At 73.3% G+C, this 13,970-nt stretch carries 8 protein-coding genes and 1 pseudogene; 5 read left to right on the plus strand and 4 right to left on the minus strand.

Annotated elements, in window-relative coordinates; genetic code table 11:
- Positions 1–47: 47 nt before the first annotated feature.
- The 3 genes and pseudogenes from V2S66_RS30575 to lysS all read right to left on the minus strand — a co-directional run.
- Positions 48–200, minus strand: a pseudogene (locus V2S66_RS30575) (suppressor of fused domain protein); the annotation flags it as partial.
- A gap of 219 nt (positions 201–419) precedes the next feature.
- Complete coding sequence (locus V2S66_RS30580; RefSeq protein ID WP_330799998.1) at positions 420–7,052, minus strand: RHS repeat-associated core domain-containing protein; 6,633 nt, start codon at positions 7,050–7,052, stop codon at positions 420–422.
- A gap of 295 nt (positions 7,053–7,347) precedes the next feature.
- Positions 7,348–9,135, minus strand: coding sequence for a lysine--tRNA ligase (gene lysS, locus V2S66_RS30585; protein ID WP_330799999.1), 1,788 nt, complete (start codon positions 9,133–9,135; stop codon positions 7,348–7,350).
- A 119-nt stretch (positions 9,136–9,254) separates the two neighbouring features.
- Here lysS and argS point away from each other — a divergent pair, with 119 nt between their 5' ends.
- The 5 genes from argS (at position 9,255) to V2S66_RS30610 (ending at position 13,397) form a co-directional block, all read left to right on the plus strand.
- The gene (gene argS, locus V2S66_RS30590) at positions 9,255–11,024 is read left to right on the plus strand and encodes an arginine--tRNA ligase (RefSeq protein ID WP_330800000.1); all 1,770 of its coding nucleotides are present in this window, start codon (positions 9,255–9,257) and stop codon (positions 11,022–11,024) included.
- Between the two features lie 96 nt (positions 11,025–11,120).
- The gene (locus V2S66_RS30595; RefSeq protein ID WP_330800001.1) at positions 11,121–12,368 is read left to right on the plus strand and encodes a PP2C family protein-serine/threonine phosphatase; all 1,248 of its coding nucleotides are present in this window, start codon (positions 11,121–11,123) and stop codon (positions 12,366–12,368) included.
- Positions 12,365–12,541 (plus strand): hypothetical protein, encoded by a 177-nt coding sequence (locus tag V2S66_RS30600; protein WP_330800002.1) that lies wholly within the window; start codon positions 12,365–12,367, stop codon positions 12,539–12,541. Before V2S66_RS30595 ends, V2S66_RS30600 begins: the two co-directional genes overlap by 4 nt.
- Positions 12,541–12,741, plus strand: coding sequence for a DUF397 domain-containing protein (locus V2S66_RS30605; protein ID WP_330800003.1), 201 nt, complete (start codon positions 12,541–12,543; stop codon positions 12,739–12,741). The genes V2S66_RS30600 and V2S66_RS30605 overlap by 1 nt, the downstream gene beginning before the upstream one ends.
- Positions 12,738–13,397, plus strand: coding sequence for a class I SAM-dependent DNA methyltransferase (locus V2S66_RS30610; protein ID WP_330800004.1), 660 nt, complete (start codon positions 12,738–12,740; stop codon positions 13,395–13,397). The genes V2S66_RS30605 and V2S66_RS30610 overlap by 4 nt, the downstream gene beginning before the upstream one ends.
- 9 nt (positions 13,398–13,406) lie before the next feature.
- Here the strand turns inward: V2S66_RS30610 and V2S66_RS30615 are convergent, their stop codons facing one another.
- On the minus strand, positions 13,407–13,958 hold the full coding sequence (locus tag V2S66_RS30615; protein WP_330800005.1) for a hypothetical protein: 552 nt from the start codon (positions 13,956–13,958) through the stop codon (positions 13,407–13,409).
- Positions 13,959–13,970: the final 12 nt, after the last annotated feature.

Here is a 13,970-nt window from a genome sequence, read left to right on the forward strand (position 1 = left end):
CCGCACGGGCGCTGCGGGAGCGCCGCGGGAGCGCCGGCGGTTCGCCGCTAGAGCGCGACCGACGCGCGCAGCGGGTCGCGCAGGTCGGTGCCGCGGGCGAGCCAGCGGTCCTGGAGCGCGGCCGCGCCGTGCACCCGCTTCCAGGCGGCCTCGTTGGGCGTCATCGGCAGCAGCGGCAGGAAGCGCACCGGGTCGGGGGGGGGGGGGGGGGGGGCCCCGGGCCCCCCCCCCCCCCCCCCCCCCCCCCCCCCCCCCCCCCCCCCCCCCCCCCCCCGCCCCCCCCCCCCCCCCCCCCCCCCCCCCCCCCACCCCCCCCCCCCCCCCCGCCCCCCCCCGCCCCCCCCCCCCCCCCCCCCCGGGCGGGGGGGGGTCGCCCCGCCCCCCCCCGGCCCCCCCCCCCCACACAGCCCCCGCTTGCCCTACTTGCTCTTGCGCTTCTGCGCGTTGCGCGTCTGCTCGTTCACCTTCTGGTTGTACTTGACCTTCTGCTTGGCCGCCTTGAGGATCTTCTGGTCACAGGGCCGGCCCTCCTTCTCCGCCTTGAGTGCCTCCTCCTCCGCGGCGGTCAGCTGCTTCGCGCTCTTGTTCTGCTGGCCGCCCTTGCTCTGCGCGACGCCCGGGTTGTCGTCCCAGCTGGTCGAGGGGCCGTAGGAGTCCCCCCAGCTGTTGATGCGGTCGTTGATGACGCTCGCGGTGTAGTAGACGGCCGCCACCACGACCACGGCGACGACGACCGCCACGATGATCTCGGGCAGGCTCGCGGCGGCCACCAGGTCGACGGCGGCCGCGGCGACGAACCCCCAGAACTGGCCGGTGGGGTCGACCTGGTTGAGCGGGTTGCCGGCCGTGTAGCCGTAGGCGCTCAGGGTGCTGCGCACCGACGGGTCGACGGTGAGGAACTGCCCCGTGGCCGGGTCGTAGTAGCGGGCCCGCAGGTACTGCAGTCCGCTCTCGGCGTCGGTGTACTCCCCGGCGTACTCCAGCGGTGTGGCCGCCGTCCCGGTGTGCGAGGCGACCGTGCCGTACGGCGTGTAGGCGTACGAGCCGGTGACGGCGCCGGTGGAGTCGGTCAGGGCGCGGGTGGAGCCGAGCTGGTCGTGGAAGTACCACTGGGTGGCGCTCGCCCCGATCTGCTCCACCGGGGTGCCGCCGGGACCGTAGAGGTAGCTGGTGGCGCCGTCGGAGAGCAGGTCGGGGGTGGTCTCGTCGTCCCAGGTGTAGGCGGTGGTGACGCCCCCGACGGTCTTGCCGGTGCGCAGCCCGTTGCCGTCGTAGGTGTAGCCGGCGGTGGTCGCGCCCTTGGTGAAGCCGGTGAGGCGGGCGGCCTGGTCGTAGGCGTAGGTGGTGGTCGCCCCGGCGGTGGTCGAGGTGGTGCGGTCGCCCTCGGCGTTGTAGCCGTAGGTGGTGGCGCCGGCGGCCGGACTGGCGCAGGTCGCGCCGGCCGGGCGGGTGCCGGTGACCGACCAGCACAGCTGGTTCGACGCGTCGAACACCTGCTGCGCGGCGCCGACCTGGGTCGGGTTGTCGGCGGCGTCGTAGCCGAAGCCGGTGACGGTGGACCCGGCCGTCGAGGACTTGACCTGCTCGTTCGCCGTGTACAGGTAGGTCTGGGCGCTTCCGGCGAGCCCGCTGGGGGTCTCGCCGCCGAGCTGGCCGGCGTTGTCGCGGGTGTAGGTGAGCGAGGCGACGGTGGTGGCGCCCTTGGCGAGGGTGTCGGTGAGCGACTGGTCGGCGTTGTTCAGGCCGGTGGTGGCGGTGGTCCCGTTGGGGTAGACCGTCGACGTCCACTGCCCGTCGGCGCTGTAGCCGAAGGTGGTGGCCTTGCTGTTCCAGTCGGTGAGGCCGCTGAGCCGGTTGGCCTTGTCGAAGGTCCGGGTGACGGTGTGGGCGGAGCCGGGGTACACCACCGAGGTGGCGTTGCCGTCGGCGTCGTAGCCGTAGCCGACGGTCGCGCCGGCGCCGTCGGTGTGGGACGTCACGTCGCCGAAGGAGTCGTGGGTGAGGGTGCTGGTACCGCTGCCGTCGGTCATCGACGTGACGTTGCCGGCCGGGTCGTAGCTGATCGCGGTGGTGTCGGGGGTGGCGCTGTCGGAGTAGTCGACCGAGGTCGGGTTCCCGGCCGGGTCGTAGGCGTAGGTGGTGACCCGGTTGTCGGGGTCGGTGACGGTGAGCAGGTTCCCCGCGGGGTCGTAGGCGGCCTTGGTGACGCGGCTGCGCGCGTCGGTGCGGGAGGTCTGCCGGCCCTGCCCGTCGTAGCCGTACCCGACGGCGGCGGTCGCCGCGTCGATCGTCTTCTGCACGGTGCCGTCGCCGTTCCAGACGGTCTGGGTGACGGTGGTGTCGGGCCGGGTCACGCTGGTCTGCCGGTCGGCGGCGTCGTAGCCGTAGCCGGTCTTCTTCCCGTTGCCGTCGGTGGACGACGTGCGGTTGCCGTTGGCGTCGTAGGTGGCGTCGGCGTGGTGGCCGAGCGGGTCGGTGGTCCTGGTGACGTTGCCCCACGCGTCGTGGGCGTAGGTGAGGCAGCCCTTGGCGGGGGGCACGCAGGAGGTGGTGGTGCCGGCCGCGGCGCCGATCGGGGTGACCACGGAGGTGATCAGGCCGCGGGCGGTGTCCCAGCCGTAGAGCGTCTTGTCCCCGGCGGCGTCGGTGGCGCTGACGCGGTCGCCGGCGGTGTCGTAGCTGTTGTACGAGGCGTTGCCGCGGGCGTCGACGGTGCGGGTGCTGTCGGCGGGGTGGGCGGTGTCCTCGTAGTAGATGTTCACCGTGCGGGCCGGGGTGGCGGAGTCCTCGTCCACCGGCTTCTTGGTGACGCTGGTGAGCAGGCCGTAGCCGGTGCCGCCGGCCGAGATGTGGCCGCTCTCGTCGTAGCCGTAGGTGGTCTCCAGGCCGGCCGGGTCGACGCTCCTGACGAGGTTGTCGCCGGCGTCGTAGGCGTAGCTGGTGGTGAAGCCGCGGGCGTCGCTCTCGGAGATCCTGTTGCCGTGGTCGTCGTAGGCGAAGGTCTGCAGGTTGCCGTCGGGGTCCGCGACCGAGGTGACGCCGAGGCTGACCGGGTCGTAGGTGTAGCTCCAGGTGCCGGCGTCGGAGGTGCCGTAGCCCTTGGTCTCGGAGGTGAGCAGGCCGTCGGCGTAGGTGTCCAGGGTCTTGTGCCCGGCGGGGTCGGTGACCAGCGTCTGGCCCGCCGCCAGCCCGGCGCCGGAGTCCGGGCCGTAGGTGAAGCCGGTGGTCTTCCCGGTCGGGTCGGTCTGGGTGAGCACCCGCTCGGCGGTGTCGTACGTCATCGACGTCACCGGGGTCGGCGTGGCGGTCGAGCCGTACTGCACCGGCTTGCGGACCGACGCCATCAGGTGCGCGGCGGTGTACGTGTAGACGGTGTGGTCGTCGTTGAGCAGCGAGGGGGTGCGGGTGGTGCCGAGGCCGTAGACGTCGGTGAGGTCGCCGGCCGCGCTGTAGCCGTAGGTCACCTGGCGGCCCGCGGTGTCCTTCAGGCCGGTGATGTGGCTGCCGGTCCAGGTCAGCGTGTAGACGCGGCCGCCGGGGTCGGTGATCGTCGACAGGTGGCCGCCGGTGTCGTAGGCCAGCTTCGTGGCGTACGCCGGGGAGGACTTGGAGCCGGCCAGGTCGGTCTCCTGGGTCAGCCGGCCGGTGGCGGTGTCGAAGGTGAGGACGTCCTTCGAGGTGCGGGTGAAGGTGTACGCGCTGCCGGACTTGGTGAGCGTCGCGTCGTAGCGCGGCGCGGTCGGCGTGTAGGCGCCGGCGGCGAGGGTGAAGCCGACCTGGGAGCCGTCCTCCTGGGTGACCGTCACGGCGCCGGTGGTGGCGTTGGTCGCGGCGGACAGGTTGTAGGAGTACGTCCAGCCGTAGCCGAAGGGGCCGTTGACGGCGAGTGAGCCGTTCGGTCCTGCCGGGTCGGCGACGGACTCGGCGTAGCTGCGGGTGAAGTCCAGCGGCATGCCGCGGCCCGGCGTGGCCAGGTCGGTCCAGCTGTCCCCGAAGTACCCGGTGCTGGTGTCGACCGGGTCACCCGCGGTGCGCTTGACGCAACCGCACTGCACCCACGAGGGGTTGGAGCCCTTCGGGGCGTCCTTCACGCCGGGCGGGCCGCCGATGGGGTGGCCGGGGCTGCCGCCCTCGGGGATGAACGCGACCGCGTCGTACGCGACGTCGTAGTCGGCGTAGTTGATGTTGCCCGAGCCGGAGATGTCGCTCTTGTTGCTGAGGGTGACGGTGCCGCCGTTCTCCATCGCGAAGGTGCCGATGGTCACCCACTCCTCGGAGCCCCAGTCCTGGTTGACGCGGATCTTCCAGGGGCTCACCCCGCCGCCGGGGTTGATGTTGTAGACGACGTTGGTCGCCGAGGCGGCGGTGGACGGGAAGTGCAGCTTGATCTTGTAGTACTGCAGCTTGGGCAGGGTCGGCGTCCAGGTGCCGGTGTTGATCTCCGCCGGGTTCGAGCCGGTCTCGGTGTGCGTGAACAGCACGTGGCCGCCGAAGCCGACGCCCAGCTGGTGGGTGTCGATCGCGCCGACCGGGTTGCCGGCCGCGTCGGCGCCGTAGTGCATCGCGAAGGAGCCGCCCTGCGACCAGTTGGAGGAGCCGCAGCCCACCAGGTTCAGCGGCGGTTTGCTCTGCGACTCGTCGACGATCACCGGTGCGCCGCTGCCCTCGTCGTGCACGTGCGCGGTGTCCAGCGAGCAGGACGGCGGGTGCGGGTGCGGCTTCTGCACCGCGGGCTCGGCCGATCCGGAGCCGACCGTGTAGGCGCTCGTCGCGCAGGTCGTCGCGCAGTCGGTGATCGGCGTGGCCGAGCCGTGCCACCAGCACTCGGAGTCCGACAGGGTGCACATCTTCGGATTGGCGCCCGAGGGGTCGCACTTGTCGCCCGCGACGGTGCAGAAGGTGTTCGGCGACGGGATCTGCAGCCAGCTCTTCCCGCCGTGGTAGGTCGGGGTGGTGTAGGCCGCGGAGTTGAAGCGCAGGATGGGCTGGCCCATCCAGCCCATGATCCGCTCCTGGTACGGCCAGTCCGCCGGGTGCGAGGCGTCCGCGTACGAGCTGCGCAGGTACGGCGCGCGGGTCGGCGGGTAGTCCGGGTTGGCGGGGTTGTTGGCCCAGCCCAGGCCCCAGGTGCCGTCGGGGCCGGTGCAGGTGGCGCTGGGCGTGCAGCCGGTGGTGTTGCCGAAGGCGGCGGTCGGCTGGATGCCGGAGTTGTAGGCCCAGGCGGCCAGGTACCAGTTCTCCAGGTACTTCGGGTCGCCGCCGTTCACCAGGATGCCGGCCGCGTACAGCTGGTTCCAGGTGCGCTCCAGGATCTGCAGGCCGGCCGCCAGGTTCTCCTGGTAGTCCACGCCGATCTTCCACTGCCCGTGCTGGGAGTACGTGGTGTCGCCGACGGACATGCCGGTGGTGATCTGGCCGAGGCCGTAGCCGCAGTCGGCCTTGGCGTAGTCCATCTGGGAGATCGAGCCGCCGGCGCCGTAGTAGTCGCCGACCAGGGCGCCGCCGGGGATGCCGGGAAGCGCGTGCCAGGACGCCTGGCTGTAGTTGGACTCCTGCGCGACGATCGCCTCGTACAGCGAGCGCGGCACCGAGTCCCACGTGTCGCCCGACGGGTGCGACAGCGGCACCCGCGGGAAGTCGTCGTTGGGGGCGTAGGCGACCAGACCCATGTTGGCGTAGTTCGCCGGGCGCTGGTACGCCGAGCCGGTCAGCAGGCCCTGCTCGGCCATCTCGATCGCCCACGACACCTGGTTCGCCGAGGGCTGCATCACCTGGCGGTCCTCGGCGAGGCGGTCCACCGCGCACTTCGGCGTGGTCTGCACGGCCGCGGTCGCCGGGCTCTTCACGGTCGCCGCGGTCCTGGCGGTCGCCGCGGTCCTGGTGGTCGCCGCGGCCGCCGGCCGCACCGCGCCGGAGGCGGTCACCGGTCCCGGCAGCGCGGTGACCGGCTGTGCGCTGCTCGGAGCGGCGGCGCGCCGCAGCAGCGCGTGCCGGCCGGTGTCCAGCACCAGCGGGGCGCCGGGCTGGGTCTTCGGGCCGGCGCCGATGGCGGTGTCGCCCTCCAGCGACACCGCCTGGACGCCGCCCGGCAGGCCCTTGGCTGAGACGTTCCGCAGGCCGGAGCCGGGGGTGAGGCTGCTCGCGCCGACCGCGGCGGCCCGCCCGGCGCGGCCCTGCAGCAGCCGCAGCGAGGCGGCGGGGCCCTGGCCGAGGGTGCTGACCCGGCCGTCGCGCACCCGGCGCAGCAGCGACGGCTCGGCGCCGCCGGCGCGCCGCACCGCGAAGTCCACGCCGCCGCCGGACTCCGGGCGCAGGTCGTACGCCTGGCCGCCGGCGTCGGCGAGGGTCACCGGCCGGGCCTGCGGCCCTGCGGGTATCCGGACGATCGAGCCGCCCAGCACGCCGACCGGTCCCGCCGCGGTGGGCACCACCGAGGTGACCTGGCCGGCGACGTCCGAGGGGGCGCCGGCCTTCGCGGTGGCCAGGTCGACGGGCAGCACCTGGGTGCGCTGCTCGTCGCTCCCGGGGTTCACGGTGAAGTCGGCCGTGTCGCCGATGCCGCAGCCCGGCGAGTGGTATTTCAGCGCGACGCCCGCCGCGACCGGCCTGGCCTTCCCGGTGCGCAGGTCCACGGAGTACGCGAACGCGCCGTGGTCGCGTGCGGCGGCCTGGTTCACCGCCATCGCGGGCAGCACGGCGACCGCGGCGTAGCGGCCGTCGCCGGACACGCACTGGTAGCCGGTCCAGGAGGAGTCGTCGATGTCGCCGGGGCGGATGACGGCGATCTCGCGCCAGGCGTACCCGTCCGCGCCGGTCCCGACCGCCAGGTGGTAGCCGGAGCTGTCGCCGTACCCGTTGACCAGGACGTCGGCTGCGCTCTTCGCGCCGCCGCCGCCCGGCGATCCGGTCGGGCCCTGCTCGTCCTTCGCGTCAGCGACCGCCTGCGTACGCGGCACGGCGGCCGCGGGCTGGACCGTCGCCCCCAACACGGCCATCGCGGCCACCCCTGCCGTCGCGACCAGGGCAGCACTGGGCCACCGGAACCGGCTCACGCCGTCCCCCCTCCTGCGGACCCGCCCGGTGCGCGCCCCCGGGAAGCACTCTTGCACCGGCGCTCCTCCGACAACCCCGCGCGCCCCTTCTTTCTCACGCCACTCACCATCCTTTGCCACTTCTTGACCTCTGAATTCCGGCAGAAGCGGGCATCCACACGGTCTGCGCCAAGTCAATTGATCGCGACGGCGTAATGCCGCCAATGAAATTCCCGTGCCGCACCGCACGAAGAACGCCCCCCGCACGGTCGGTGCGGGGGGCGGTTCGGGGTGGGGCGCGGCGCGGTCCAGGGCCTTACGCGGCGTCCGCCCCCAGCAGGGTGCGGACCCGGTCCTGGCCGACCGCCAGGAGCAGCGTGGGCAGCCGCGGGCCGGTGTCCCGGCCGACGAGCAGTTCGTAGAGCAGGACGAAGAAGGACCGCTGCGCGACCTTGAGTTCGGGGGTGGGCTTGGCGTCGGGGGCCAGGCCCGCCTGGACCTTGGGGACGGAGTAGACGAGCGCGGTGAGGCCGTCCAGCGACCAGTGGGAGTCCAGGCCGTCGGCGAGCAGCGCGAGCGCGGCCCGCTCGGACTCGCCGAGCGCGGCGAGGCGTCCGGCGTCCGGCTCCGACCTGACCACGGTCCGCTGTTCGGCCGGCACCTGCGTGGTGATCCAGTTCTCCGCGCAGTCCAGCCGCGGCCGCACCTCCGCCAGCGAGGCCGGCGGCCGCCGCGGGTCCAGCTCGGACAGGATGCGCAGCGTCTGGTCCTGCGCGCCCGCCGTGATGTCGGCCACCGAGGCCAGCGTGCGGTACGGCAACGGCCGCGCGGTGCGCGGCAGTTCACCCGTCGCGGTGCCCACCGCGCGGGCGTGCGCGGCCGCGTCGGCCGGCAGCGCCGCACCCTCGTCGACCTTGCGCTGCAACGCGTCCCACTCGTCGTACAGCCGCTGGATCTCCTGGTCGAAGGCGATCTTGAAGGACTGGTTGGGCCGCCGCCTGGCGTACAGCCAGCGCAGGATCTGCGGCTCCATGATCTTCAGCGCGTCGCCCGGGGTGGGCACCCCGCCGCGCGACGACGACATCTTCGCCATGCCGGAGATGCCGACGAAGGCGTACATCGGCCCGATCGGCTGCTCCCCGCCGAAGATCGGCCCCACGATCTGCCCGCCGACCTGGAAGGACGAGCCGGGCGAGGAGTGGTCGACGCCGGACGGCTCGAAGACCACGCCCTCGTACGCCCAGCGCATCGGCCAGTCGACCTTCCACACCAGCTTCCCGCGGTCGAACTCGCTGAGCCGCACCGTCTCGCCGTGCCCGCAGGCGCAGGTGTACGTCAGCTCGGTGGTCTCGTCGTCCCACGCCGTGACGGTCGTGGTGTCCTTGCCGCACTGCGCGCAGTACGGCTTGTACGGCACGTACCCGATGCCGCCGGCGCCGGCGCCGCCGCCGTCGTCCTCCTCGGCCGCGCCCGACCCCTCCACGGCCTCCAACTCAGCGGCGTCCACCGGCTTGTCGCCCTGCTTCTGCCTGACCGGCGCGGCCTTCTTCGTCCGGTACTGCGCGAGGATCGCGTCGATGTCCGCGCGATGCCGCATCGCGTGCAGGATCTGCGCCCGGTAGGCGCCCGCGGTGTACTGCGCGGTCTGGCTGATCCCGTCGTACTCCACGCCGAGCGCCGCCAGCGCCGCGGTCATCTGCGCCTTGAAGTGCTCCGCCCAGTTCGGGTACGGGGAGCCGGCGGGCGCGGGCACCGAGGTCAGCGGCCTGCCGATGTGCTCGGCCCACGACGCGTCGACGCCGGGCACGCCGGCCGGCACCTTGCGGTAGCGGTCGTAGTCGTCCCAGGAGATGAGGTGGCGCACCTCGTACCCGCGGCGGCGGATCTCGTCGGCGACCAGGTGCGGGGTCATCACCTCGCGCAGGTTGCCCAGGTGGATCGGCCCCGAGGGGCTGAGCCCGGACGCGACGACGACGGGTTTCCCGGGGGCGCGGCGCTCCGACTCGGCGATGACGTCGTCCGCGAAACGGGAGACCCAGTCGGCCTCGGTGCTCTGAGCCACGGTCCTCTTCTTCCTGGGATGGGGGGCTTGGCGTCCCCCCATTCTCCCAGACCGCCCGGCGTCCCCTCTCCCCGTGCGCCCCCGATATGTTCGTCGCGGCGAAGGTTCGCTGCGTGGGACAATCGGGGGGACTCATCGCCTCGTACGGAACGGCATCCCCCATGGCCTCGGTCCCCTCCCTTTCCGCTTCGCTCCAGCAGCGCGTGTCCGCCGCCCTCACGGCCGCGGCGCCGTCGGCCGACGGCGCCGACCCGCTGCTGCGCCGAAGCGACCGGGCCGACTTCCAGGCCAACGGCGTGCTGGGCCTGGCCAAGCGGGCCAAGGCCAACCCGCGGGAGCTGGCCGCCGCGGTGCTGGCGGCGCTGCCCGAGGACGACGTGATCGCCCACGTCGAGGTCTCCGGCCCCGGCTTCCTCAACATCACCGTCGCGGACGCCGCGATCACCGCGAACCTCGCGGCCCGCGCCGCCGACGGCCGGCTCGGCGTGCCCCCGCTGGAGCACCCCGGCACCACCGTCATCGACTACGCGCAGCCGAACGTCGCCAAGGAGATGCACGTCGGCCACCTGCGGTCCTCGGTGATCGGCGACGCCATCGTGAAGATCCTGGAGTTCCGCGACGAGACGGTGGTGCGCAGGCACCACATCGGCGACTGGGGAACCCAGTTCGGCATGCTCGTGCAGTACCTGATCGAGCACCCGCACGAGCTGGACCACACCGAGGGCGAGACGGACGCCGGCGAGGCGTCGATGTCCCGGCTCGACCGGCTCTACAAGGCGTCGGGCGCGCTCTTCAAGTCCGACGAGGCGTTCAAGGACCGGGCCAGGCGGCGGGTGGTCGACCTCCAGGCCGGCGACCCGGAGACGCTCGCGCTGTGGCAGCGGTTCGTGGACGAGTCGAAGATCTACTTCGACTCGGTCTACCGGAAGCTGGACATCGAGATCCGCGACGAGGACATCGTCGGCGAGTCCGGCTACAACGCCATGCTGGTGGAGACCTGCGACCTGCTGGAGAAGGCCGGCGTCGCGGTGTGGTCCAACGGCGCGCTGTGCGTCTTCTTCGACGACATCAAGGGCAAGGACGGCGAACCCGTCCCGCTGATCGTCCGCAAGACCGACGGCGGCTTCGGCTACGCGGCGACCGACCTGTCCGCGATCCGCGACCGGACCGGCAACCTGCACGCCGACACCCTGCTCTACGTGGTGGACGTCCGGCAGACCCTGCACTTCCGGATGGTCTTCGAGACCGCCCGGCGGGCCGGCTGGCTCACCGGCGAGGACGTGCGGCACCTGCCGTTCGGCACCCTGCTCGGCAAGGACGGCAAGCCGTTCAAGACCCGGGCCGGGGAGAGCGTCAAGCTGGAGGACCTCCTCGACGAGGCGGTCCAGCGGGCCACCGCGGTCGTCCGGGAGAAGGGCGAGAAGATCGGCCTGACCGAGGACGAGATCCTTGCCAACGGCGCGCAGGTCGGCATCGGCGCGGTCAAGTACGCCGACCTGTCGACCTCGCTCGGCCGGGACTACGTCTTCGACCTCGACCGGATGGTCTCGCTCAACGGCGACACCAGCGTCTACATCCAGTACGCCTACGCCAGGACCCGGTCGATCTTCCGCAAGGCCGGCGCCGCGGCGGTCGCGGCCGCCCACCCCGAGCTCGCCCTGGAACCCGCCGAGCGGGCCCTCGGCCTGCACCTCGACGCCTTCGCGGACAGCCTGGCCGAGGTCACCGCCACGTACGAGCCGCACCGGCTCGCCTCGTACCTCTTCCAGCTCGCGTCGCTGTTCACCACCTTCTACGAGCAGTGCCCGGTGCTCACCGCGGACGGCGGACCCGCCCAGGTCGAGAACCGGCTCTTCCTGTGCGACCTGACCGCCCGCACCCTCCACCAGGGCCTGGCGCTGCTCGGCATCCGCACCCCCGAGCGGCTCTGACCCCGACCGCGGCGCACACCCGCGGCGTGACGGCGGCGTCCCCCCGGACGCCCGCCGCCGCAGGCGGGGTGCGCCGCGCCGTCCTACCCTGGTGACGTGACGGAACCGGCTGGGCAACCGGCGCCCGGGGTCGACTACCGGCAGGTCTACCTGTCCCTCCCCGCGGGCGTCGCACTGCTGAGCCCCGACCTGGTCTACCTCGACGTGAACGGGGTCTACGAGCGGATGGCCGGCCGCCCCCGCGCGGACCTCATCGGCCACAACATCTTCGACCTGTTCCCCGACCCGCCGGACGCGCCGGAGGCCGACGGCAGCCGCAACCTCGGCGCGTCCCTGCGCCACGTCGCCGCGACCGGCGAGCGCGACACGATGGGCCTCCAGCGCTACGACGTGGAGCGGCAGGACCGCCCCGGCCACTACGACGAGCGGTACTGGAGCATCATCAACGTGCCCGTCCTCGGCCGCGACGGCGCGATGCAGGCCGTGCTCCACCGGGTCGAGGAGGTCACCGCCTTCATCCGCACCCGCGGCATCCTCGGCGACCGCGACCGGGCGCCGCGCGAGCTGGAGGCCGAGCTGTACATGCGGGCCCGCGAGCTCCAGGAGGTCAACGACCGGCTGCGCCGCGCCCACGCCCACGAGCGCGAGATCGCGCTGGCCCTCCAGGACGCGATGCTGCCCGCGCCCCAGCCGGTCGGCCACCGCGCCGCGGTCCGCTACCGTCCCGCGATCGGCGCGATCAACGTCTGCGGCGACTGGTACGACCTGGTGGACCTGCCCGGCGACCGGATCGCGGTCGCCGTCGGCGACGTCGTCGGGCACGGACTGTCCGCGGCCGGCGTCATGGGCCAGCTGCGCAGCGCGCTGAGCGCGGCCTCCCGCGTCACCGACGGACCGGCCGCCGCCCTGGAGACCCTCGGCCTGTACGCGCGGTCCGTCGACGGCGGGGAGTGCGCCACCGCCGTCAGCACGCACATCGACTGGACCGCGCGCAGCGTCACCTACAGCAGCGCGGGCCACCCGCCGGCCGCGCTGGTGGACCAGGACGGCTTCGTCCGGTTCCTCGACCAGGCCACCGACCCGCCGCTGGGCGCCCGCCCCGAGCACATGGCCCGGCTCCAGGCGACCGTGCCGTTCGTCCCCGGCAGCACCCTCGTGCTCTACACCGACGGCCTCATCGAACGCCGCGGCGAGGACATCGACGTCGGCCTCGCCCGCCTCGCCACCGCCCTCACCGAGCACTGCGGCCTGGACGCCGAGCGGATGGCCGACGCGCTCCTCGACGACCTCCTCGCCCCCCGCGGCGCGACCGACGACACGGCCCTGGTCGTCCTGCGGCTGTGAGCCGCGGGTCCACAGCCGCCCGGGCCCGACGGCGCTCCCGCGCTCACGCCCGCCGCACCGTCAACGACCCCGACGAGGTCGGCATCCTGGCCCGCAACTATGCGATGCTGCGTGCGCAGGCCCTCAACTCCGAGGCCGTGAAGGGCCTGTTGGAGCGGCTGCAAGGAGAGTGATGAGCGACCCGCAGAAGTGGTTCAAGTCCAGCTACAGCGGCAGCGACGGCGGAGACCGCGCCGAGATCGCGGCGCACTCCGCCGCGATCCACGTGCGGGACCCACAGGCCCCGCAGGGTCCCACCCTCGCCTTCACGCCGGAGGCATGGGCGGAGTTCACGGCGTACGCGACCGCCTCCGCCCGGACGTCCGAGCGGTGAGCGCCGAGGCCGCCTTCCTCCGGGAGACGAGGACCTCCTACGACGCCATCGCCGGGGCGTACGCGGCGGAGTTCGCCGAGGAGCTGGCGGGCAAGCCGTACGAGAAGGCGATGCTCGGCGCGTTCGCGGAACTGGTGGCCGCGGACGGGGGCGGCCCGGTGGTGGAGGCCGGGTCGGGACCGGGCCAGGTCACCGCCTACCTGGCGCGGCTCGGCGTGGACGTCACCGGAGTCGAACTCTCGCCGAGAATGGTGGAGTCGGCCCGGGAGCGGTATCCCGCGCAGCGCTTCGTCCAGGGCACGATGACCGACCTGGCGGCCGCCGGCGTGGCGGACGGCAGCCTCGGCGGGATCGCGGCCGTGTACTCGGTCATCCACATCCCGACGCCCGAACTGCCGGGCGTCCTCGCCGGGTTCCGGCGGGCGCTGCGGCCGGGCGGCCGGCTGCTCCTGGTCTTCCAGACCGGCGACGAACTGATCCGGCGCACCGAGGCGTTCGGGCAGGACATCGCGCTGGAGTACCACTGGCGGCAGCCGGAGGCGGTCGCCGACCTGCTCGCCGCCGCGGGCCTGCCGGTCGGGGCGCGGTTCACCCGCGAGCCGGAAGCCGCGGAGAAGTCCCCCCGGGCGGCCCTGTTCGCGGTGAGGCCGGCGTGAGCCGCCATCTCACTTCACGACGACGACCGTGGACCCCTTGACCGTGTTGTTCCAGATCTTCAGCGCGTCGGCGCGGTGCGCCCGCACCGCGCCGGTGTGCAGGGACGGGTCCGGCGCGACGACCTTGTCGTCGACGGGGGCGGAGAAGGCCACCCACGTCTCGGCGGTGTACTCGAAGTACACGGCGTGCTCGATGGTCGCGCCGTCGGTGCCGACACCGGTCGGCTTGCGCTTGCTGACGTAGTACACGCCGGGCTTGGCCGGCACCGTGCCGGGCTGCACCAGGAAGGACGCGACCGGGCCGGTCTTCGGCACCACCCAGACGCGGTTCTGGCCGATCGAGTAGACGATCCGCTTTCCGGTGTCGCCGCCCTGCGGCACCGGCGGCGGCGCCTGCGGGGTGGTGGGCTTGGCCGTCGCCGAGGGATGCGGGGTGGGCCGGGCCGCGGCGGTCGGCTTCTCCGGCGATCCGTTGGCCTGGATCGCGAGCACGCAGACCACGGCCAGCGCGCCGCCGGTCAGGCCGGTCACGGTGGCCCACGAGGGTATGCCTCGGCTCATGCGGTATCCCTC

Source organism: Actinacidiphila polyblastidii (assembly GCF_036353415.1).
In the GTDB taxonomy this organism is placed as follows: Bacteria; Actinomycetota; Actinomycetes; order Streptomycetales; family Streptomycetaceae; genus Actinacidiphila; species Actinacidiphila polyblastidii.

Coding starts and splice junctions, on each gene's coding strand:
- lysS (WP_330799999.1), bottom strand. CDS start 9,135: ATGGGGGGACGCCAAGCCCCCCATCCCAGGAAGAAGAGGACCGTGGCT.
- argS (WP_330800000.1), top strand. CDS start 9,255: ATGGCCTCGGTCCCCTCCCTTTCCGCTTCGCTCCAGCAGCGCGTGTCC.
- V2S66_RS30615 (WP_330800005.1), bottom strand. CDS start 13,958: ATGAGCCGAGGCATACCCTCGTGGGCCACCGTGACCGGCCTGACCGGC.
- V2S66_RS30605 (WP_330800003.1), top strand. CDS start 12,541: ATGAGCGACCCGCAGAAGTGGTTCAAGTCCAGCTACAGCGGCAGCGAC.